The sequence below is a fragment of the Caulobacter segnis genome, assembly GCF_003243465.1.
In the GTDB taxonomy this organism is placed as follows: Bacteria; Pseudomonadota; Alphaproteobacteria; order Caulobacterales; family Caulobacteraceae; genus Caulobacter; species Caulobacter segnis_A.
Genome location: NZ_QFQZ01000014.1, coordinates 39,217 through 60,487 on the forward strand (window position 1 = coordinate 39,217; position 21,271 = coordinate 60,487).

Consider the following 21,271-nt stretch of genomic DNA (forward strand, 5'->3'; position numbering starts at 1 on the left):
CGTGGGCGCTATGCAACAGCCTTCGCAGGCATTATAGCTGGAGCGCGCCTTATGCTCACTTTCAGCATAAGGCGGCCGTCATATGGGAAAGGCCGGTCGCTTGGGTAGTCCGTCGTTCTTCTCGCCCTACCGTCACGGCTTTGTCCGGGTGGCGACCGCCGTGCCGAAGGTGAAGCTGGCCGATCCCGCCATGAACGCCCAGAGCGTCCTGGCCCTGGCGCGCGAGGCGCACGAGGCGGGCGTCGCCGTCATCGTATTTCCCGAGCTGGGCCTGACCGGCTACACGATCGACGACCTGCTGCAGCAGGAGGTCCTGCTGGACGCCGTCGAGGCGGCGATCGCCACATTGGCCGAGGAGAGCCGCAAGCTCTCGCCGATGATCGTCGTCGGCGCGCCCCTGCGCGACGCGGGCCGCCTCTACAACACGGGCGTCGCCATCCAGGGCGGGAAGGTGCTGGGCGTCGTGCCCAAGAGCTTCCTGCCCAATTATCGCGAGTTCTACGAGCGGCGCTGGTTCACGCCGGGCGCGGGCGTCGCGGGCAAGACCCTGACTCTCGCGGGCCAAGCCGTTCCGTTCGGGACCGACGTCCTGTTCCGCTCTGGCGGTTCGACGCCGTTCACCGTCGGCGTCGAGATCTGCGAGGATGTCTGGACGCCCAACCCGCCCAGCACGGCCCAGGCCCTAGCCGGCGCCGAGATCCTGCTGAACCTGTCCGCGAGCAACATCACGATCGGCAAGTCCGAAACACGCCGCCTGCTGTGCGCCAGCCAGTCGGAGCGGGCGATCGCGGCCTATGTCTATTCGGCCGCCGGGGCGGGCGAGAGCTCTACGGACCTAGCCTGGGACGGCCATGTCGACATCCACGAGATGGGCCACCTGCTGGCCGAGACCACCCGGTTCTCGACGGGACCCGCCTGGACCTTCGCCGACGTCGACATCGAGCGGATCCGCCAGGAGCGGATGCGGGTCGGCAGCTTCGGCGACTCCATGGCCCTGGCGCCGCCGAAGGTTCCGTTCCGCGTGGCCACGGTCGACTTCCAGCCGCCGGCCGGGGACCTGGCCCTGACGCGGGGCATCGAGCGGTTCCCGTTCACGCCGTCGGATCCCGCCAAGCTTCGCGAGAACTGCTACGAGGCGTACAATATCCAGGTCCAGGGCCTGGCGCGCCGCGTCGAGGCCACGGGCTCGAAGAGCCTGGTGATCGGCATCTCGGGCGGGCTCGATTCCACCCATGCCCTAATCGTCACCGCCAAGGCCATGGACCAGCTGGGCCGCCCACGCTCGGATATCCGCGCCTACACCCTGCCGGGTTTCGCGACCTCGGATCGCACCAAGTCGAACGCCTGGGCGCTGATGAAGGCGATGGGCGTCACGGCCGAGGAGATCGACATCCGTCCGGCGGCCCGGCAGATGCTCGCGGATCTAGGCCACCCCTTCGCCAAGGGCGAGCCGGTCTATGACGTGACCTTCGAGAACGTCCAGGCGGGGCTGCGCACGGACTACCTGTTCCGTCTCGCCAACCACTTCAAGGGCATGGTGGTCGGGACTGGCGACCTGTCGGAACTGGCGCTGGGCTGGTGCACCTATGGCGTCGGCGATCAGATGAGCCACTACAATCCCAACTGCGGGGTTCCCAAGACGCTGATCCAGCACCTGATCCGCTTCGTCGCCCATTCCGGGGATGTTGACGCCGGCACGACAGCCCTGCTTGAAGACATCCTGGCGACCGAGATTTCACCGGAGCTGATCCCGGGCGAAGAGGTTCAGGCCACGGAGAGCTTCGTCGGCCCGTACGCCCTGCAGGACTTCAACCTCTACTACATGACCCGCTACGGCATGGCGCCGTCCAAGATCGCCTTCCTGGCCTGGAGCGCCTGGCACGACGCGGAGCAGGGCGGCTGGCCGGTCGGGCTGCCGGAAAACGCCCGCCGCGCCTTTGACCTGCCCGAGATCAAGCGCTGGCTGGAGCTGTTCCTCAAGCGGTTCTTCGCCAACCAGTTCAAGCGGTCCGCCGTGCCGAACGGACCGAAGATCTCGTCGGGCGGAGCGCTGTCGCCTAGAGGCGACTGGCGCATGCCTTCTGACGCCACGGCCGAGGCCTGGCTCTCTGAACTGCGCGCCGGCGTTCCAGACTGACGAAAAATCTTCGTGACTCGCTGGTTTGCCTTTATGCACCCTTCGCAATAGAGCCCTATTGGGACAATGACTTCTACGTGTGGGGATGACTTTTGGCTGCGATCTATCCGGTAATCTTGTGTGGCGGTTCGGGCACGCGCTTGTGGCCCGCCTCGCGGAGCGACCAACCCAAGCAGTTTCTGAAGCTGCTGAGCGAGCGCTCCTCGTTCCAGGACACTGTGTTGCGGGTGAAGGACATCCCCGGCGTCGCGGAAGTGGTGGTCGTCACGGGCGAGGCCATGGTCGGCTTCGTCGCCGACCAGACCGCCGAGATCGAGGCCTGGACGACGATCCTGGTGGAGCCGGAGGCGCGCGATTCCGCGCCGGCCGTCGCCGCCGCCGCGGCCTATGTCGAGCGCCAGGACCCGGACGGCGTCCTGCTGATGCTGGCGGCTGACCACTACATTTCGCAGCCTGAGATTTTCCAGCAAGCGGCGCTCGCCGCAGCGCGCGCCGCCGAGCAGGGGCTGATCGTGACGTTCGGCGTCCAGCCTACCGTCCCGGCCACCGGCTTTGGCTATATCCGCCCGGGTGAGCCTCTGCTGGACGGCTCGGTTCGCAAGGTCGCCGCGTTCGTCGAAAAGCCGGATCAGGCCACCGCCGAGCGCTACCTCCAGGAGGGCTATCTTTGGAACAGCGGCAACTTCGCTTTCAAGGCCGCGACACTGATCGGCGAGTTCGAGGCGTTCGAGCCCACGGTGGCTGAGGCCGCCAAGGCTTGCGTCGACGGGCTCGAGCTCGAAGCTGGCGTCGCGCGGCTGAACCGTGAAGCCTTCGCCCAGGCCAAGAAGATCTCGCTCGACTACGCGGTCATGGAGCGGACCCAGAAGGCGGCCGTCGTGCCCGCCGCCTTCGCCTGGTCGGATCTTGGCGCCTGGGATGCGATCTGGGAGGCCTCGGCCCAGGACGAGAACGGCAATGCGCAAGCGGGCGATGTGGACCTGCTGAAGACCTCGGGCGTCCTCGCTCGCTCGACGGGCCCTTATGTCGGCGTGATTGGCGTCAGCGACCTGATCGTCGTGGTCGAACCTGACGCTGTGCTGGTCTGCCATCGCAACGACAGCCAGGCGGTCAAGACGCTGGTCGACGGCCTGAAGGCGAAGGGGCGTTCGATCGCCGTGCGTCGCAGCGCCTCGACGCAGGGCGCCCAGCCGCTGGTGTCCACCCAAGGCTTCGATGTCGCTTTGCATCGTGTGACGGCGGGCGAGACGATCACCTTGCCCAGGTCGACTGTTCAGCTGCTCGAAGGCGTGTTCGAGCTGGACGGGGAAGTCTATGCGGCCGGCGCCGTACTGTCGCTGGAGGGTGAGGTCAACCTCCGGGCGATCGGGGCGGCGACGCTGCTGGTGACCAGCCCCAGATAACATATGTCGATCGGAGGCGAGCGGTCAGCCCGCTCGCCTCCTGAACGCCTAGGCTGTCCGCGAATTGACCATCTGGTCCAGCTCCCAGATGGCCAGGACGATGTGGTAGAAGGAGCTGGCCGGCGCCGGTTCCTCGACGAAGGTTCCGTCGGCCTGGTACTTGTCGCGCCAAAGGCCCGGGACCGGCGTCCGTAGATAGGCCAGCAAGCCCTCGGCGCCTGCGGCGGCCATTTCCCAGTACTTCTCGTCGCCCGTGGCGTCGGCGGCCTTGGCGGCCGCCTTGATCCGCTCGGTTTGCGGCCACAGCCGCGCACCATTGTCGTGGATCGAGAAATCGTCGAGCAACGCATTGATCGCCACGCCGCGCGCCGGATCGACCCCACGCGCCTCTGCGTCGTCGATCATGCGAAGCGCCGCCTTGATGGCGTCGGGACGACCGGCCAGCTTGGCCCAGCGGAGCAGCAGCCAGCCCCACTCGAACTGGTGACCCGGCTCGCAGATGCGGCCTTCGACACCCGGCGCGGCGTTCCAATCGACGTCGAAGAACTCGCGAAGTTGCCCGCTTTCCGCCTGGATGAACTTGGAGAGCGCGAGCTCGGCGATCTCGTCGGCCAAGGCTCGCCAGGTCGGATCGGCGTCGATCGCGTTCCAGGCCAGCATCGCTTCGAACAGGTGCATATGCGGGTTCGACTGCAGCGGCGTGGTCGGTGGGTTGGACAGATGGAAGCCCGCCACCGGGTGCCGACGCTCGGCGGTCAGTTTTCCAAGCACTTCGAGGGCGATGGCCTTGGCCTCCTGGGCCCGCGCCGGCAGGGCGGTGGCCACCGCGGCGAGCGCGAAGATCGCGAAGGCCTGATCGTACAGCTCCGCCGTCTCGTCCAGGCTCTCGCCGTTCGGGCCGATCAGGGTGCGGAACAGGCCGTCCGGGCGGCGGTAGGCTGAGAGATAGAACGAAAGGCCATGCTCGACGGCTTCGCGCCAGGGGCCCTGCCAGCCCAGGTCGCCGGCGATGGCGAAGGAAAAGATCTGGCGCGGCAGAACGCGACCGCGGCGAGGCCCCGACACCGGCGCGCCGTCCAGATCCAGCTTCTCGAAGAAGCCTCCCTGGTCGCGATCCGCGCCAGCCTTCCACCATAGGGGATAGGCCGCCTCCGTCACCCAGGTCTTGAGGCGGTCGCGAAGGCGGGCGGCGTCGGCATAGGCGTTCGTCATCGTTCGTTTCCCCAGGGAGATGTGGCTCTTCTAGAGCGCAACCGGGCTCCAGGCCAAGACGCTGGTCTGGCGAAATCGAGCGGCCCGCGTTACTGCTCAAGGCATGACCGGCGCTCCTGACCTTCCGCCTCTGAAGGCTGTCTTCCTTGATCGGGACGGCGTGCTGAACATCGATCATGGCTATGTCCATGATCCGGCGAAGCTCGACTGGATCGACGGCGCGCGCGAGGCGGTGGCGGCGATGACGGCGGCGGGCCTGAAGATCCTGGTCGTCACCAACCAGTCGGGTATCGGCCGCGGTTATTTCGACGAGCTGGCGCTGGACCGCTTTCACGCCGCCATGCAGGCCCAGCTGGCCGAGCTGGGCGGCCGGATCGACAGCTTTTACCATTGCCCGTTTCACGAGCTGGCGGTGATCGACGCGTTCCGCGTGCCGGATCATCCCGATCGCAAGCCCAATCCGGGTATGGTCTTGCGAGGCCTCGCCGACTGGGATCTTAGGCCCGAAGAGGCGGTGATCATTGGCGATCGGCACATCGACGTTGAGGCCGGGGCGCGGGCGGGAATGGCCGGCCACCTGTTCAAGGGCGGAAACCTGCGCGCCTTTGTCGGACAGGCCCTGGGCGAACGCGTTCCGGCGCTGAAATGAGGGTCCTGCAGTTTGGCCGGACCGGCCAGGTCGCCACCGCGGTTCAGGTTGCGGCCCAGGAACGGGTCACGCTGACGGCGTTGTCGCGCTCCGACTGCGATCTGGAAGACGCCAGCGCCATCCGAAGAGCGATTCTGGACGCGAACTGCGATCTGGTGCTGAACACCGCCGCGTTTACCCAGGTGGACGCCGCAGAGAGCGCCGCCGACCAGGCTTTCGCCGTCAACGCCGTCGCGCCTGGGGTGATGGCCGAGACCTGCGCCGCGCGCGGCTTGCCCTTCGTCCATCTTTCGACCGATGCGGTGTTCGACGGCCTGACGGATCGCGCCTATGTCGAGACGGACGACGCGCGGCCGATCAACGTCTACGGCCGCTCCAAGCTGGCGGGCGAGCGGGCGGTGCTGGACCATCCCCGTACGGTGGTCCTTCGGGTCTCGTGGGTGTTCTCGCGCTATGGCCGCAATTATGTGAGCTTCATGCTGCGCCTGGCCCGGGAGCGGGAAGCGCTGAAGATCGTCGCCGACCAGTTTGGCACGCCGACGGACGGCGAGGCTCTGGCTGACTTCCTGATCGAAACGGCGTCCCACTGGCGAGCCGCTCCGGCGGACGACGCGGCGTTCGGCCTGTTCCATTTCGCCAATGCGGGCGAGACCAGCCGCTACGAATTCGCCTGGGCTGCGATCAGCCGCGATCCGCACGCCCGCGCCCGGATCGAGCCGACGACCCAGGCGGCGTTCGCCGAGCCGGCGCCGAGGCCGCCACGATCGCCTCTCGACACCACGAAGCTGCGAGCGGTGTTCGGCTTTCATCCAGAGCCCTGGCGGGACGCCGTCGAGCGGACCGCCGACCGGCTTGTCGCTTCTGGACCGCTCCCCTAGCGCCCGCGTCTCACCCTGATCGTTTCGGGCGCGTCGTCCGACCCGCTTGAGCGAAGCAGCAGGCGATCTGGACGCATGCGCGCCCGGCCGGCTCTAGCGGCTGGCGTGTCGCGCGCGCCCGCGATAAACCCGAGGCCGCTTCTTCCCAGAAAATCAGCGCGAGCGACCATGCAGATCTTCCTCGACAGCACCGACACCAAGGTCATCGCCGACCTGGCCTCCACCGGCCTGATCGACGGCGTGACCACCAATCCGACCCTGATCGCCAAGTCGGGCCGGCCCATGCTCGAGGTGATCGCTGAGATCTGCGACATCGTTCCGGGCCCGATCAGCGCGGAGGTGGCCGCCACCACCGCGGACGCCATGATCGCCGAAGGCAAGAAGCTGGCGGCGATCGCGCCCAACGTCGTGGTGAAGATCCCGCTCACCCGCGACGGCCTGATCGCCTGCGCGGCCTTCGCCGACGAAGAGATCAAGACTAACGTCACCCTGTGCTTCTCGCCGACCCAGGCTCTGCTGGCCGCCAAGGCCGGGGCAACCTTCGTTTCGCCGTTCATCGGCCGCCTGGATGACTATGGCTTCGACGGTATGGACCTGATCCGCGACATCCGCACGATCTACGACAACTACGGCTACGAGACCGAAATCCTCGCCGCTTCGGTGCGCAACGCCGCGCACGTCAAGGAAGCGGCTATCGTCGGCGCCGACGTGGTGACGATTCCGCCGGCGGTGTTCACCGATCTCTACAAACATCCCCTGACCGACAAGGGATTGGAGCAGTTCCTGAAGGACTGGGCCTCCACGGGCCAATCGATCCTGTAACCGCGCGGCGCCTCGCGAACGGGCGTTGCGCGCTCGCGAGGCGGTCGTCTGGGATCAAAGTTTATTTTGCAATAGCGAAGCTGCTTCGCAGGCGCGAACTCATGCGTTAAGGGTGATCCGCTTACGAAGGGCCACGCTCATGGTTCCCCAGATCGCTGAGACCGAAGTCCGCCTGACCGGTCCCGAAGAAGCCGACCGGTTCTCGCGCTTCCTGCACGACTTCCTGTCCGACAATGGCTTCCCGTTCGTGATCATCCACGATGCGCCCGAACGCCTTGGCCAGCTTCGCCGCGTAGTGTTCGAAGAGGTGGGCCTCAGCCTCAAGTTCGCGCGCGAATGGGCCCACGGCCAAGGAACGGCCTGACCTCAAGCCTCCGGCGGCGTAGAGCGACGCGAGCGACGACGCCCTGGCTTTATAAGGTTCAGAAGATGATGCTCGCCTTCCCCCGGCATCGCGGGCGAGGGATCGGCGGCCTTGGCGGGGCGTGGCGGCGGAAGGTCTTCGCGCAGCGGGTTCTCGGCCAGCAGGTGCGCCGAGAGCATCAAATCTGTCTTCACGGGGCCGAAGTCCGCCGCGGCGGTCCACACGCGGATGGCGGCCTGGGCGAACAGCTCCGACAGGTCGGTCACCTCGATCATCGGCGCGGGGTCCTTGCGGATGCGCGGATCGTTCTCGGCCCGCTCGCGCAGGCGCTTGAGCACCAGGACAAGGTCGGTCTTCAACGGCACCTTGAACAAAACGTCGGCCCTGCGGTGGCGGTGGGTCGAATAGTTCAGGATCACGTCCCCGAACACCTTGCTGTTGGGGATCATCACCTTGACGTTGTCAGGGGTGGCGATCTCGGTAAACAGCAGGTCCAGCGACTTGACCGTGCCCTGGCGGGTCGCGGTCTCGATCACGTCGCCGACGCGGTAGGGGCGGAACAGCAGGATCATCACGCCCGCCGCGACATTCGACAGGGCGCCTTGCAGCGCCAGGCCGATGGCCAGCGAGGCCGCGCCAAGGACCGCGAGGATCGACGTGGTCTGGACGCCCAGCTGCTGAAGGACCGCGACAAGACCCACCGCGATGATGGCGTAGCGGGCCAATGAGGCGCTGAAGCTTTCCAGCGTCGGGTCGGGCGAGTTGCGGTGAACGCGGCTCAAGGTGCGTCGCATGAACCGCGCGGCCCAGCCCGCCGCCCAGAACGTCACCGCCAGAGTCAGGCCCGCGACCACCAGATTGACGGCGAGGCCGCCCAGCCAGTCGAGGAAGTGGCCGAACATGGTCTCGTCGGCCCTCACGTTCATGAGCGACGGCAACGGCGTATTGGCCGGGATCGGGCTGGGCTTTGTCTGCATGAAGGTCTCGATAGGCGCCCCCGCGCCTTCGGGTCAACGACAGGCGCCGTCAATGGTTCCGCTTGCGCGCGTCGGCCAAGCGTGTGGAAACAGTCGGTTACATCAATTGGCTCGAATTCGTCATGAACGAAGACTAAGAGCGCCGCCCATGAGCATGCCCTTCATCGACCTCGGCGCGCAGCAGCGCCGGATTCGCGACAAGATCGACGCCGCCATCGCTCAGGTGCTGGACAGCGGCGCCTATGTCATGGGCCCGCAGGTGCGGGCGTTCGAGGCCAAGCTCGCCGAATTCGGCCAGGCCAAGCTCGCTCTGTCCTGCGCCAACGGCACCGACGCCATCGCCCTGCCGCTGATGGCTTGGGACATCGGTCCCGGCGACGCGGTGTTCTGCCCGTCCTTCACCTTCGCCGCGACCCCGGAAGTCGTGCCGTGGGTGGGCGCGACCCCGGTGTTCGTCGATATCCTGCCTGACACCTACAATCTCGATCCGGCCAGGCTGGACGCGGCCATCGCCGCCGTGAAGGCCGAGGGCAAGCTGACGCCCAAGGTCGTGATCGCCGTCGACCTGTTCGGCCAGCCCGCCGACTATCCGGCGATCAAGGCCATCTGTGACCGCGAAGGCCTGAAGCTGATCGCCGACAGCGCCCAGGGCTTTGGTTGCACGCTGGACGGCAAGCACCCGCTGCACTGGGCGGATGTCGCCACCACCAGCTTCTTCCCGGCCAAGCCGCTGGGCTGTTACGGCGACGGCGGGGCGGTGCTGACCAATGACGCCACGCTCTGGGACCTGATGGACAGCTACCGCGTCCACGGCAAGGCCGTCGGCCCCGACCTGGCCGGCAAGACCTTCGACCATGACCCCAAGTACCTGAACACCCGCATCGGCATGAACTCGCGCCTCGATACGATCCAGGCCGCGATCCTGATCGAGAAGCTGGCGATCTTCGCCGAGGAGATCGCGCTGCGGCAGGTCGTCGCCGACCGCTACGCCGAAGGCCTGAAGGGCGCGGTGATCTCGACGCCGGCGGTGATCGAGGGCGGCGTTTCGGTGTGGGCGCAGTACGTTATCGAGCACCGCGACCGCGACGGGCTGGCCGCGCACCTGAAGGCGCAAGGCGTTCCGACAGCCGTCTACTACCCCGTCCCCATGCACGTGCAGGCGCCTTACGCGGCCTTCCCGCGCGGCGCCGGCGGCCTGCCCGTGACCGAGGCCAGGGCCGAGACCGTGCTGGCGTTGCCGATGCACCCCTACCTGGGCGAGGCGGACCAGCAGAAGATCATCGACGCCATCCGGTCGTTCGAGGCCTAAGCGACTTTCAAGCCGCGCCGACGGACGAGGTTGACCAGCTGGAGAACGGTCGCCGCCGCCGTCAGGCCGACGCCGAGGGCGCAGACACCGGTCCAGCCGGCGCTCTTCCACGCGAAGGCGGCAGCGGCCGAGCCCGCGGCGCCGCCCAGAAACATGCCGCCCATGAAGACGGTGTTGATCCGGGAGCGGGCTTCGGGCCGCAGCGCGTAGACGACGTGCTGGTTCGAGACGAGGGCGCTCTGCACCGCGAAATCCAGCAGGATGACGCCGGCGACCAGACCCGGGATCGCATTCCACAGGCCGAACACCAGCCACGACACCAGGGCCAGGCCCGCGCCGAAGGCGATGATCGGGCGGGGACCACGCTTGTCCGCGATGCGACCCGCCATCGGCGCGGCCAGAATGCCGACCGCGCCGATGACGCCGAACAGGCCCGCGACGTCGGCGCCCAGATGGAAGCGCGGCTCCTGCAGGTGCAGGGCCAGGGTCGTCCAGAAGGCCGTGAAGGTCGCGAACAGCAGCGCTTGGGTGGCGACGGCGAGGCGTAGCGCGCCGAACTCGCCCCACAGGCGACGCAGGGAGCCAATCAGGGCGCCGTAGGACAGGCCTGCCTGCGGATGGCTGCGCGGCAGCTTCAGCGCCATCCAGCCGCCCGCAGCCAGCGCCATGGGCGCGCCCAGCCAGAACATCGCCCGCCAGCCGGCGTGCTCGGCGACGAAGCCGGCGAGCGTCCGGCTCAGCAGGATGCCGCACAGGAGGCCAGCCATGACCGTGCCGACGGTCGCGCCGCGTCGCTCCGGCGAAGACAGGTGCGCGGCGAAGGGCACGATCTGCTGCGCCACGGTGGAGGCCGCGCCGACCAGCAGCGAGGTCAGGATCATAAGTCCGGCCGTCGGCGCGATCGCCGCCGCGACGAGGGCGACCGCCAAGGCCAGGAATTGCAGGACGATCAGTCGCCGCCGCTCGACCAGGTCGCCCAGCGGCACCAGCAGAAACAGACCTGCCGCGTAGCCCAGTTGCGTTGCGGTCGGGACCATCGCCGTCAGACCGCTGGGCACGTCGCGCAGCATCAAGCCGAGCATCGGCTGGTTGTAGTAGATGTTGGCGACGCCAATCCCCGTGGCCGCGGCCATGGCGAGGGTCAGTCCGACGGTTTCCGAGGCTTGGGTCATGCGAGACTCCGGGCGAGCGCCTGGCGGCCGATCCAGCCGCGACGCGAGGCGACGCCTGGCGGCCTATATAGGCGCCCGCGCCCTGTCGCCTAGTCGAGCATCGCCTCCAGGGTGGCGAGTTCATCGGCTTCGCGGGCGGGTTTGTCCCAGCGAATGCGATTGATGCGTGGAAAGCGCATGGCGACACCAGACTTGTGGCGGGTCGAGCGCTGCAGGCCTTCAAAGGCGACTTCGAAAACCAGTCCGAAGTCGAGGTCGGCGCGCACCGAGCGCACGGGGCCGAAGCGCTCGATCGTGTGGTCGCGGACGAACTTGTCGATCTGCTTCAGCTCCTCGTCGGTGAAGCCGAAATAGGCCTTGCCGACCGGGGTCAGGCTGCGCCGGCCCTCCTCGTCCTCGCGCCAGACGCCGAAGGTGTAGTCGGAATAAAAGCTCGAGCGTTTGCCGTGGCCGCGCTGGGCGTACATCAGCACCGCGTCGATCAGATGGGGATCGCGCTTCCATTTGAACCAGGGACCTTTAGGGCGTCCCGGCTCGTAGACGCTGTCTCGCCGCTTGAGCATCAGGCCCTCGGAGAGGCGGGCGTCGCCTTCCGGCGGCTTGAGGCGCAGGGCGGCGAGTTCCTCCCAGGTCGCGAACGGCTGGAGGGGCGACAGGTCGATCCGCCGGGTCTTCAGGCCGCCGACGAAGGCCTCCAGCCGCGCGCGACGCTCGACGAAGGGCAGGCCGCGTAGGTCTTCCTCGCCGTCGAGCAGCAGGTCGTAGGCGCGGATGCCCGCCGGGAAGTTCGCCAGCTGCTTGCCGTCCACGGTCTTGCGGTTCAGGCGCTGCTGCAGGTCGCCGAACGGGGCCAGGGCGCCGTCGCGCAGGACCAGCAGCTCCCCGTCGATCGCGCCTTCGAAGTCCAGGGCGTCGATCACGTCGGGAAAGCTGGCCGAGATGTCGTCGCCGGTGCGGGTATAGAGCTTGCGCTGGCCGCGCTCGCTGACCGCCTGGACGCGGATGCCGTCCCACTTCCACTCGGCGATGTAGTCGGCCGGGGCGAGCTTGGCGAAGTCGACGGCCTCGTCGATCGGCTGAGCCAGCATCACCGGCCGGAAGCGGCCCGGCGCGTCGGGCGAGGGGCGCTCGGAGCGGCCTTCCAGCCAGGCGAACAGGTCGCCATACGGCGGACTCATCGCATGCCAGACCTCCTCGATCTCGCCGATCTCGACGCCGCCGAAGTTAGCGCAGGCCTGTTTGGCCAGGCGCGAGGACACCCCAACCCGCAAGCCGCCGGTCATCAGTTTCAACAGCGCCCAGCGCCCGTCGGGATCCAGGGCGTCGAGCCACCCTTCGATCAGCCGCTGAACCTCGGCGCGGGAGGCCGAGTGCAGGGCGTCGATCACCTCGGAGAGCTCGGGTGGTCGGTTCGCCCCGGGCTTGGCGGGCCAGACCAGGGCGACGGTCTCGGCGAGGTCCCCGACGTAGTCGTAGGACCAGCCGAACAGCTGGGCGTCCATCCTCGCCTCGACCGCCTTGCGGATGAAGGCGGGCTTGGCGGCGTTGAACGACAAGGCGCCCGTGAGCGCCGCCAGGGCGTAGCCGCGATCGGGATCCGGCGTCTGGCGCAGGTGGTCCTCGATCAGGGTCAGCTTGGCGTTGCGCGAGCTGGTCAGGGACAGCCGGTCGAGCAGGTGGGCGAAGGCGCGCATGGACATGGAATGTCGGACGGCTCCGTTCGTTCAGCCAGAGCCAGTACGCACAGTTCCTTCGCGCGCGGGCAAGGGTCAGCCCCCCCCCCCGCGCTGAAACGAAAACCGCCGCGAAAGCGGTGAGGCTCTCGCGGCGGCTTCGGTCTCCAAGTCTTACGGATCAAGCGCGTTCGTGAACGGCCTCTTCCGCCGCCAGGGGCTGGGGCAGGCGGCTCACCATCTCCTTCGGGCAGACCTGCCAGAACTGGTCGCGGACGCGGTCCCAGTCGCGCAGCAGCGTGGCCGCGAACACCGAGTCGGTCTCGCGGGCGTGCTCGGCGATCAGCGAGCGCAGCACGCCTTCCCAATAGGGCGAGGCCAGGCGCTGAACGAGGATGCTGTCGGGGTTGATGTTGGCCTGGAAGCGATCGTGCTGGTCGAGCACGAAGGCCATGCCGCCGGTCATGCCGGCCCCGAAGTTGTTCCCCGTCGGGCCCAGGATCACCACCTGGCCGCCGGTCATGTACTCGCAGCCGTTGGCGCCGCAGCCTTCGACCACCGTGACGGCGCCCGAGTTGCGGACGGCGAAGCGCTCACCGGCCTGGCCCGCCGCGAACAGCCGGCCCGAGGTGGCGCCGAACAACACGGTGTTGCCGATCAGGGCGTTGGTCTCTGGCGCCGCGAGGCCGCGCGCCGGCTTGATCACGATCGTCGCGCCCGACAGGCCCTTGCCGACATAGTCGTTGGCCTCGCCGGTCAGTTCGATGCGCAGGCCCTGGACCGCGAAGGCGCCCAGGCTCTGGCCGGCCGAGCCCTTCAGCTGGACCGTCAGGTGGCCCGAGGGCAGGCCCTTCATGCCGAACTTGCGCACGATGTGGCTGGAGGTGCGCGTGCCGATGGTGCGGGCGGTGCTGCGGACCGTGTAGGTCAGCTGCATCTTCTCGCCGCGCTCCAGCAGCGGCGCGGCGTCGCGGACGATCTGGGCGTCCAGCGTGTCCGGCACCGCGTTGCGGCCCTCGACCGTGCAGTAGGGCTTGTTCGCGCCAGGATCGGCGCGGACCAGCAGCGGGTTCAGGTCGAGGTCGTCGAGGTGCTCGCCGCCGCGGCTGACCTGGGCCAGCAGGTCGGTGCGGCCGACGATTTCCTGCAAGGATCGGAAGCCCAGGCCCGCCAGGATCTCGCGCACCTCTTCGGCGATGAACGTGAAGAGGTTGATGACCTTGTCCGGCGTGCCGGTGAACTTGGCGCGTAGGGCCTCGTCCTGGGTGCAAACACCGACGGGGCAGGTGTTGGAGTGGCACTGGCGCACCATGATGCAGCCCATCGCCACCAGCGAGGCGGTGCCGATGCCGAATTCCTCGGCGCCCATCATGGCGGCGATGACGATGTCGCGACCGGTGCGCATGCCGCCGTCGGCCCGCAGGACGACGGAGTGGCGCAGGTTGTTCAGCGTCAGAACCTGGTTGGCTTCCGACAGGCCCATCTCCCACGGACCGCCGGCGTACTTCACCGAGGTCTGGGGCGAGGCGCCGGTGCCGCCGACGCCGCCGGCGACCAGGATGACGTCGGCCTTGGCCTTAGCGACGCCGGCCGCGATTGCGCCGATGCCCGTGGCCGCGACCAGCTTCACCGTCACCCGGGCGATCGGGTTGATCTGCTTCAGGTCGTAGATGAGCTGAGCCAGGTCCTCGATCGAGTAGATGTCGTGGTGCGGCGGCGGGCTGATCAGCATCACGCCGGGCGTCGAGTGACGCAGGCGGGCGATCATCTCGGTGACCTTGAAGCCGGGCAGCTGCCCGCCTTCGCCGGGCTTTGCGCCCTGGGCGACCTTGATCTCCAGCTCGACGCACTGGTTCAGGTACTCGGCCGTGACGCCAAAGCGCCCCGAGGCCACCTGCTTGATGGCGCTGTTGGGGTTGTCGCCGTTGGGCAGCGGCTTGTACCGCGCGCTGTCCTCGCCGCCCTCGCCCGAGACCGAGCGCGCGCCGATGCGGTTCATGGCGATGTTCAGGGCGCCGTGGGCCTCGGGGGACAGGGCCCCCAGGCTCATGCCGGGCGTGACGAAGCGCTTGCGGATCTCGTTGACGCTCTCGACGTCGTCGGTCGAGATCGGGTTGCGGTCCGAACGCCAGTCCAGCAGGTCGCGCAGCTGGATCGGCTTCTGCGTGCGCAGGCCGTTGGACCAGCGGCGATAGAGCTCGTAGTCGCCGGTGTCGCAGGCCGTCTGCAGGGTGTGCATCAGGCGCGCTTCGAAGGCGTGGGCCTCGCCCGAGCGGCGGGCCTTGTAGAGGCCGCCGACCGGCAGGGTGACGGCGGGCGTCCCCCAGGCCTTGCGGTGCAGCTCCACCGACTTGCTCTCGATGCCGGCCAGGCCGATGCCCGAGATGCGCGAGGGCATGCCGGGGAAGAACTCGGCCGCCAGGGCGCGCGACAGGCCGACGGCTTCGAAGTTGTAGCCGCCGCGGTACGACGAGATGACGCTGATGCCCATCTTGGAGATGATCTTCAGCAGGCCGCCCTCGATGGCCGTCTTGAAGTTGATGCAGACGTCGCGCAGCGACTTGTCGCCGACCAGGCCGCGCTCCAGGCGGTCCTGGAAGCTCTCCTGGGCCAGATAGGCGTTGACCGCCGTGGCGCCGACGCCGACCAGCACCGCGAAATAGTGCGTGTCCAGGCACTCGGCCGAGCGCACGATGATCGAGACGTACGACCGCAGGCCCTTGGCGACCAGGTGGGCGTGGACGCCGCCGGTGGCCAGAATCATCGGCAGGGCCACGCGCTCGGCGTCGCTGTTCTCGTCGGTCAGGACGATGGCGCCGCAGCCGCGCAGGACGGCGTCCTCGGCCTCGGCGCGGATGCGGTCGAGGTTGGCGCGCAGAGCGTCGCCGGCGCGGGCCTCCTCGGCCGGCAGCGGCATGGTGCAGTCGATGACCGCGACGTTCTTCTCGCCCAGCAGCGCGTGGACGCGCTCGTACATGCCGGTGGTCAGCACGGGGCTTTCCAGCACGTAGACGTCCGCCTGGGCCGCGTCCTGGGCCAGGATGTTGCCGAGGTTCTTGAAGCGGGTCTTCAGGCTCATGACGCCGGTCTCCCGCAGGGGGTCGATCGGCGGGTTGGTGACCTGGCTGAAGTTCTGGCGGAAATAGTGGCTGAGCGGACGGTACTTCTCCGACAGCACCGCCAGCGGCGTGTCGTCGCCCATCGAGCCGACGGCTTCCTTGCCCTCCTCGACCATGGGGGCGAGGATCATCTCCAGGTCCTCGAGGCTATAGCCCGCGGCCGCTTGGCGACGGGTCAGCTCCTCGCGGCCGTACTTGCGCGGTTCGGGACCGGGGCCGATCTCCTTTTCGAGGTCGACCATGTTGCCCAGCCACTCGGTGTAGGGGTGGCGGCCAGCCAGTTCGTCGATGATCTCGTCCTCGCCGTAGAGGCGGCCTTCGGCGAGGTCGATCGCGATCATGCGGCCCGGCGAGATGGCCAGCTTGCGGGTGATGCGGGCTTCCTCGACGCCGCACATGCCGGCTTCCGAGCCCATGATCACCAGCCCGTCGTCGGTATAGGCCACGCGCAGCGGGCGCAGGCCCGAGCGGTCCTTGCCGGCCACGACCCAGCGGCCGTCGGTGGCGCACAGGGCGGCCGGACCGTCCCACGGCTCCATCACCGCGTTGCAGTAGGAGTAGAGCGCCTTGTGGGCGTCCTTCATCTTGGGGTTGGAGGCTTCCGGGACCAGCAGGGCCTTGGCCATCGGCGCGTCACGACCGGCGCGCACCAGCACCTCGAAGGTGTTGTCGAGGTTGGCGCTGTCCGAACCGCCCGGCTGGATCACCGGCTTTACGTCGTCCCCGAACTCGCCAAAGGCCTGGGCGGCCATCTTGATCTCGTGGGACTTCATCCAGTTGATGTTGCCCTTGATCGTGTTGATCTCGCCGTTGTGGGCGAGCATTCGGAAGGGCTGGGCCAGGCGCCACTGCGGGAAGGTGTTGGTCGAGTAGCGCTGGTGGAAGATCGCCACCGCCGCGGCGAAGCGCTCGTCCTTCAGGTCGGGATAGAACTCGTCGATGTGCTCGGCCAGGAACATGCCCTTGTAGATCAGCGACTTGGCCGAGAACGAGCAGATGTAGAAGTCGGTGACGTTCTGGCCGTGCACGCGCTTTTCGATGCGCTTGCGGCACAGGAAGAGGGCGCGCTCCAGCGCCTCGCCGTCCATGCCGGCGGGGGCCGCGAGCATGATCTGCTCGATTTCCGGACGGGTGGCGTTGGCCTTCTCGCCGATCACGGCGGTGTTCACCGGCACCTGGCGCCAGCCGTAGATGTAGAAGCCAAAGCGCAGGGCCTCGGCCTCGACGATCGTGCGGCACAGCTCCTGGGCGCCCAGGTCGGTGCGGGGCAGGAACACCTGGCCGACGGCGATCGGGCCGGGACGCAGGGCGTGGCCCGTGCGGCGCACCTGGTCGACGAAGAAGTCCTGCGGGACGCTGACCAGGATGCCGGCGCCGTCGCCAGTCTTACCGTCGGCGTCGACCGCGCCCCGGTGCCACAGGGCCTTCAGGGCCTTGATCGCCAGCTCGACGACCTCGCGGCGCGGCTGGCCGTCGATGGCGCAGACAAGGCCGACGCCGCACGCGTCGCGTTCGGTCGACGGGTCGTAGGCGTGGCCGTCGATCAGGGCCTGGCGGTTCTTCAGATAGAGGTCCATCGCGGTCATGGTCTTGGGTCCTCTCTCTTATTCCGCCGCGATCAGCGCGGGCGCGCCGACCTTGGCCTGCAGGTAGCGGTGGATGGCGTCGGCGGCGTCGCGGCCGTCCTTGATCGCCCAGACGACGAGCGAGGCGCCGCGCACGATGTCGCCGGCGGCGAACACGCCGTCGAGATTGGTCATCTGGTTGCGGACGTCGGCCTTCACCGTGCCCCAGCGGGTCACCTTCAGGTCCGGCGCCGACCACAGCTCGGGCAGGTTCTCGGGCTCGAAGCCGAGGGCCTTGACCACGAGCTGGGCGGGGCGGTCGAAATCGCCGCCCGGGATTTCCTCAGGGCTTTGGCGGCCCGAAGCGTCGGGAGCGCCCAGGCGCATGCGGATGGCGCGGACGCCGGTGACGGCTTCGGCCTCGCCCGACAGGGCGCGCGGCGCGGCCAGCCATTCGAAGGTCACGCCTTCTTCCTCGGCGTTGGCCACTTCGCGCATCGAGCCCGGCATATTGGCCTTGTCGCGGCGGTAGAGGCAAGTGACCGAGGCCGCGCCCTGGCGGATCGCCGTACGAACGCAGTCCATGGCGGTGTCGCCGCCGCCGACCACGACGACGTCTTTGCCATGGGCGTTCAGTTCGCCGGAGTCGTAGGCCGGGACGCTGTCGCCCAGCGACAGGCGGTTGGAGGTGATCAGGTAGTCCAGCGCGGGCACCACGCCCTTGCTGCCGCCACCGGGGACGGTCAGGTCGCGCGCGGCGTAGACGCCAACTGCGATCAGCACGGCGTCGTGCTGGGCGCGCAGGTCTTCCAGCGTCGCGTCCTTGCCGACCTCGAAGCCCAGCTTGAAGACGACGCCGCCATCGGCCAGGCGCTTGGTGCGGCGCTCGACGACGTCCTTCTCCAGCTTGAAGCCGGGAATGCCGTAGATCAGCAGGCCGCCGGCGCGGTCGTGACGGTCGTAGACGGTGACGTCGTAGCCAGCTTCGCGCAGCTTCTCGGCGGCGGCCAGGCCCGCGGGGCCCGCGCCGATGACGCCAACCGACTGGCCGCGCGCCTCGCCGGCCACGAGCGGCTTCACCCAGCCATTCTCCCAGGCCTTGTCGGTCAGGTAGCGTTCGACGGAGCCGATCGTCACGGTGCCGTGACCCGACTGCTCTATGACGCAGTTGCCTTCGCACAGGCGATCCTGCGGGCAAATCCTGCCACAGACTTCCGGCATGGAATTGGTCGCCTGCGACAGGGCGTAGGCTTCTTCCAGGCGGCCCTCGGCCGTCATCCGCAGCCAGTCGGGGATATTGTTGTGCAGGGGGCAGTGGGTCTGACAGAACGGCACGCCGCACTGCGAGCAGCGCGACGCCTGCTCGCTGGCCTTGGCGTCGATGAAGTCGGCGTAGATCTCGTGGAAGTCGCCGGAGCGCTCACCGGCCGCACGCTTTTCGGGCGTGTTGCGGGGCACCGTGATGAATTTCAGCATGCGCTCGGCCATGCGACTTCCCTCGTCTCCATTGCGGGAGAAAAATTGCTCTGGCGGGCGTCTTACGGACTCTTCAGCGCAATAAGAATGTGTTGGTAAAAAATATAGACTTATATGTGCGGGGTTTAGGTGCGCTCGTTGAGATCGAGTCGCATCTCAGGCGGAATATGGTCCACTTTGTGGATTTACGACCTGTTTACCCTCTTGGGTGCACGCCGAACGTCCATCTGGAGCCGAAGCATGCCTGACTGGTTGAGCGCCATCATTCTGGGTCTCGTCGAGGGGTTGACGGAGTTCATTCCCGTCTCGTCGACCGGCCACCTGCTGCTGACCAAGACGGCCATGGGATTGAAGGATCCGTCCTGGGACACCTTCATCGTCCTGATCCAGCTGGGCGCGATCCTGGCGGTGGTGGCTCTCTATTTCCAAAAGCTGTGGGGCGTGCTGGTTGGCCTTCCCACCAAGCCGGAAGCGCGCCGCTTCGCGCTCAGCGTCATTGTCGCCGTGGCGCCGGCCTTCGCCGCCGGTCTGCTGCTGCACGACGTGATCAAGAAGTTCCTGTTCGAGAGCCCGCTCATCATCTGCTGGTCGCTGCTGATCGGCGGCGTGATCCTGCTGTTCATCGACAAGAAGGCCCCGCCCGCCGTCGATCACGACGCCATGGCCCTGCCGCTGCACAAGGCGCTGATCGTCGGCCTCTTCCAGTGCCTGTCGCTGGTGCCGGGCGTGTCACGCTCGGGCTCGACGATCGTCGGCTCGATGCTGTTCGGCATCGAGCGCCGGGCGGCCGCCGAATTCAGCTTCTTCATGGCGATCCCGATCATGGTCGGAGCCTTCGTCCTGGACGTCTACAAGAACCGTGAAGCGCTGGACGCCGGCCACGTCAGCATCGTCGCGATCGGCTTCGTGGTGTCGTTCCTCTCGGGCCTGGTGGTCGTAAAGTACATGCTCGACTTCGTCGGCAAGCGCGGCTTCGCGCCGTTCGCCTGGTGGCGGATCGTCGTCGGCCTCGGCGGCCTGGCGGCGCTGTACCTGCACCACTGAGGCGAGACCCCAGAAAGCAAAAAGGGCGGACGCTTCGCGGCGTCCGCCCTTTTCATTTGTCTATGGCCGTAGAGCGCTAGAAAGCGCCCGCCGGGGTCTCGGCGTACTGGCCGCCCTTGCGGTAACGATAGAGATAGGTCGGGACCACGGCCTCGACGGCGGTCGCAGCGACGCCAGCCTCCGCCAGGCCCGGCAGGCCGTGGTCGGCGACATTGTCGCTCTTGAGCATCTCGACCTGGTCGGTGGTCAGCGGCGGGGCCAGCGGCAGCACCGAGGCCTGGAGGTCGCCCAGCGACCCGATCAGGCCGGCCAGCGGCCACGGCACGGGCAGCAGCGGACGGTTGCGGCCCGTCTCGGTCAGGATCAGCTCGAGGATCTCGCGCATCGTGTAGACGGTCGGACCGCCGAGCTCGTACGTCACGCCAACCGAGGCCGGGGTGGCGACGGCCTTGGCGATCACCGCGGCGACGTCGCCGACGAACACCGGCTGGAACTTCGTCTCGCCGCCGACCAGCGGCATGACCGGCGCCAGGGCGGCCATCTGGGCGAAGCGGTTGAAGAAATCGTCCTCGGGGCCGAACACGATCGAAGGGCGCACGATGGTCGCGCCGGGGAAGGCCGCGCGGACGGCCGCCTCGCCCTCGCCCTTCGAGCGCGCGTACTTGGCGGTGGCGTTGATGTCGGCGCCGATGGCGCTGACGTGGACCAGGCGCGTCACGCCGGCCTTGGCGGCCGCCTCGGCGACGTTGCGCGCCCCCATGGCGTGGATCGACTGGAATTTCTGGCGGCCGCTCTCCCAGAGCACCCCGACCAGGTTCACGCAGGCCTCGGCGCCGTCCAGCGCCCGGGCGATCGAAGCCGGCACGCGGACATTGGCCTGGACCACCTCGATCTGGCCGACATCGCCCAGCATACGCATGCGATAGGCCAGATTCGGCTGGCGCACGGCTACGCGCACCCGATAGCCCGCCTTGGCGAGCGCCCGCACGACCTGGCCGCCCACGAAACCGGAGCCGCCGAACACCGTGACAAGACCCTGCATCTTCATTCCTCGTCGCATGCGATGACGCGGGAATTAGACGACGAAGCGCGACGACGCAACGAAATCACGATTTGTCGTTTTTTCGCTGTTGACGTGGCCGAACGCTTTCCCTAAACGTCCCGGCCTCGCGGCGACCTAACCGGTTGCGACAGCGGGCCCAGGTGGCGGAATTGGTAGACGCGCTGGCTTCAGGTGCCAGTGACCGAAAGGTCGTGGAGGTTCGAGTCCTCTCCTGGGCACCACCCCTAGATTAGGCTTCTTGCGAAGCTTGGGGTGGTGCCGAACTATCCTCCCGGATAGCTAATCCGTTCATCGCGAGTATAAGTGGCGCACGCTCTAGATGGGCGTGATCCGGCGCGCCTGCATGACGCGACGGAACGTGGCGATCGAAAGCGGATCCCGGTTTCAACGCCTCGCACGCGCTAAAAC

At 67.8% G+C, this 21,271-nt stretch carries 15 protein-coding genes and 1 tRNA gene; 9 read left to right on the plus strand and 7 right to left on the minus strand.

The genetic code is table 11. The features are described 5' to 3' along the window. The first annotated feature begins 100 nt into the window (after window positions 1-100). Window positions 101-2,137, plus strand: a complete 2,037-nt coding sequence (locus DI526_RS06715; RefSeq protein ID WP_304275726.1) for an NAD(+) synthase — start codon at window positions 101-103, stop codon at window positions 2,135-2,137. A gap of 92 nt (window positions 2,138-2,229) precedes the next feature. Further along, entirely contained in the window at window positions 2,230-3,540 is a 1,311-nt protein-coding gene (locus tag DI526_RS06720; RefSeq protein WP_304275728.1) for a mannose-1-phosphate guanylyltransferase/mannose-6-phosphate isomerase, read from the plus strand. A gap of 48 nt (window positions 3,541-3,588) precedes the next feature. Here DI526_RS06720 and DI526_RS06725 read toward each other — a convergent pair whose 3' ends face one another. Beyond that, the gene (locus DI526_RS06725; RefSeq protein ID WP_304275730.1) at window positions 3,589-4,752 is read right to left on the minus strand and encodes an AGE family epimerase/isomerase; all 1,164 of its coding nucleotides are present in this window, start codon (window positions 4,750-4,752) and stop codon (window positions 3,589-3,591) included. A gap of 103 nt (window positions 4,753-4,855) precedes the next feature. Between DI526_RS06725 and DI526_RS06730 the strand changes: the two genes are divergently transcribed. The 4 genes from DI526_RS06730 (at window position 4,856) to DI526_RS06745 (ending at window position 7,465) form a co-directional block, all read left to right on the plus strand. Then, window positions 4,856-5,401 (plus strand): HAD family hydrolase, encoded by a 546-nt coding sequence (locus DI526_RS06730; protein WP_304275733.1) that lies wholly within the window; start codon window positions 4,856-4,858, stop codon window positions 5,399-5,401. Beyond that, complete coding sequence (rfbD, locus tag DI526_RS06735) at window positions 5,398-6,279, plus strand: dTDP-4-dehydrorhamnose reductase (RefSeq protein WP_304275736.1); 882 nt, start codon at window positions 5,398-5,400, stop codon at window positions 6,277-6,279. The genes DI526_RS06730 and rfbD overlap by 4 nt, the downstream gene beginning before the upstream one ends. 168 nt (window positions 6,280-6,447) lie before the next feature. Further along, entirely contained in the window at window positions 6,448-7,101 is a 654-nt protein-coding gene (gene fsa / locus DI526_RS06740; protein ID WP_304275740.1) for a fructose-6-phosphate aldolase, read from the plus strand. 139 nt (window positions 7,102-7,240) lie between these two features. Then, window positions 7,241-7,465 (plus strand): hypothetical protein, encoded by a 225-nt coding sequence (locus tag DI526_RS06745; RefSeq protein ID WP_304275741.1) that lies wholly within the window; start codon window positions 7,241-7,243, stop codon window positions 7,463-7,465. Window positions 7,466-7,467: 2 nt separating this feature from the next. On the opposite strand, the gene DI526_RS06750 is transcribed toward DI526_RS06745, so the two are convergent. Beyond that, window positions 7,468-8,442 carry a mechanosensitive ion channel family protein gene (locus DI526_RS06750; RefSeq protein ID WP_304275743.1) on the minus strand — a complete coding sequence of 325 codons (975 nt, stop codon included), beginning with the start codon at window positions 8,440-8,442 and terminating at the stop codon, window positions 7,468-7,470. A gap of 148 nt (window positions 8,443-8,590) precedes the next feature. On the opposite strand from DI526_RS06750, the gene DI526_RS06755 reads away from it, so the two are divergent. Continuing rightward, the gene (locus DI526_RS06755; RefSeq protein WP_304275746.1) at window positions 8,591-9,751 is read left to right on the plus strand and encodes a DegT/DnrJ/EryC1/StrS aminotransferase family protein; all 1,161 of its coding nucleotides are present in this window, start codon (window positions 8,591-8,593) and stop codon (window positions 9,749-9,751) included. Here the strand turns inward: DI526_RS06755 and DI526_RS06760 are convergent. From DI526_RS06760 to DI526_RS06775, 4 genes are all read right to left on the minus strand, one after another. Next, window positions 9,748-10,923, minus strand: a complete 1,176-nt coding sequence (locus DI526_RS06760) for an MFS transporter (RefSeq protein ID WP_304275749.1) — start codon at window positions 10,921-10,923, stop codon at window positions 9,748-9,750. The two genes, DI526_RS06755 and DI526_RS06760, sit on opposite strands and share 4 nt — an antisense overlap. 89 nt (window positions 10,924-11,012) lie before the next feature. Further along, window positions 11,013-12,623, minus strand: a complete 1,611-nt coding sequence (locus tag DI526_RS06765; RefSeq protein WP_304275751.1) for a cisplatin damage response ATP-dependent DNA ligase — start codon at window positions 12,621-12,623, stop codon at window positions 11,013-11,015. Window positions 12,624-12,777: 154 nt separating this feature from the next. Then, window positions 12,778-17,301 (minus strand): glutamate synthase large subunit, encoded by a 4,524-nt coding sequence (gltB, locus tag DI526_RS06770; protein WP_304275754.1) that lies wholly within the window; start codon window positions 17,299-17,301, stop codon window positions 12,778-12,780. Window positions 17,302-17,319: 18 nt separating this feature from the next. Continuing rightward, complete coding sequence (locus tag DI526_RS06775; RefSeq protein ID WP_304275757.1) at window positions 17,320-18,768, minus strand: NAD(P)-dependent oxidoreductase; 1,449 nt, start codon at window positions 18,766-18,768, stop codon at window positions 17,320-17,322. Between the two features lie 228 nt (window positions 18,769-18,996). On the opposite strand from DI526_RS06775, the gene DI526_RS06780 reads away from it, so the two are divergent. Then, window positions 18,997-19,800, plus strand: coding sequence for an undecaprenyl-diphosphate phosphatase (locus tag DI526_RS06780; RefSeq protein WP_304275760.1), 804 nt, complete (start codon window positions 18,997-18,999; stop codon window positions 19,798-19,800). 76 nt (window positions 19,801-19,876) lie between these two features. On the opposite strand, the gene DI526_RS06785 is transcribed toward DI526_RS06780, so the two are convergent. Then, window positions 19,877-20,842, minus strand: coding sequence for a complex I NDUFA9 subunit family protein (locus tag DI526_RS06785; protein WP_304275763.1), 966 nt, complete (start codon window positions 20,840-20,842; stop codon window positions 19,877-19,879). A gap of 155 nt (window positions 20,843-20,997) precedes the next feature. On the opposite strand from DI526_RS06785, the gene DI526_RS06790 reads away from it, so the two are divergent. After that, window positions 20,998-21,084, plus strand: a tRNA-Leu gene (locus DI526_RS06790). Window positions 21,085-21,271: the final 187 nt, after the last annotated feature.

What these genes read in the sequence shown, in the direction of transcription:
- DI526_RS06725 (WP_304275730.1), bottom strand. Translation starts at nt 4,752, where the DNA reads ATGACGAACGCCTATGCCGACGCCGCCCGCCTTCGCGACCGCCTCAAG.
- DI526_RS06730 (WP_304275733.1), top strand. Translation starts at nt 4,856, where the DNA reads ATGACCGGCGCTCCTGACCTTCCGCCTCTGAAGGCTGTCTTCCTTGAT.
- rfbD (WP_304275736.1), top strand. Translation starts at nt 5,398, where the DNA reads ATGAGGGTCCTGCAGTTTGGCCGGACCGGCCAGGTCGCCACCGCGGTT.
- fsa (WP_304275740.1), top strand. Translation starts at nt 6,448, where the DNA reads ATGCAGATCTTCCTCGACAGCACCGACACCAAGGTCATCGCCGACCTG.
- DI526_RS06745 (WP_304275741.1), top strand. Translation starts at nt 7,241, where the DNA reads ATGGTTCCCCAGATCGCTGAGACCGAAGTCCGCCTGACCGGTCCCGAA.
- DI526_RS06750 (WP_304275743.1), bottom strand. Translation starts at nt 8,442, where the DNA reads ATGCAGACAAAGCCCAGCCCGATCCCGGCCAATACGCCGTTGCCGTCG.
- DI526_RS06755 (WP_304275746.1), top strand. Translation starts at nt 8,591, where the DNA reads ATGAGCATGCCCTTCATCGACCTCGGCGCGCAGCAGCGCCGGATTCGC.
- DI526_RS06760 (WP_304275749.1), bottom strand. Translation starts at nt 10,923, where the DNA reads ATGACCCAAGCCTCGGAAACCGTCGGACTGACCCTCGCCATGGCCGCG.
- DI526_RS06765 (WP_304275751.1), bottom strand. Translation starts at nt 12,623, where the DNA reads ATGTCCATGCGCGCCTTCGCCCACCTGCTCGACCGGCTGTCCCTGACC.
- gltB (WP_304275754.1), bottom strand. Translation starts at nt 17,301, where the DNA reads ATGACCGCGATGGACCTCTATCTGAAGAACCGCCAGGCCCTGATCGAC.
- DI526_RS06775 (WP_304275757.1), bottom strand. Translation starts at nt 18,768, where the DNA reads ATGGCCGAGCGCATGCTGAAATTCATCACGGTGCCCCGCAACACGCCC.
- DI526_RS06780 (WP_304275760.1), top strand. Translation starts at nt 18,997, where the DNA reads ATGCCTGACTGGTTGAGCGCCATCATTCTGGGTCTCGTCGAGGGGTTG.
- DI526_RS06785 (WP_304275763.1), bottom strand. Translation starts at nt 20,842, where the DNA reads ATGCAGGGTCTTGTCACGGTGTTCGGCGGCTCCGGTTTCGTGGGCGGC.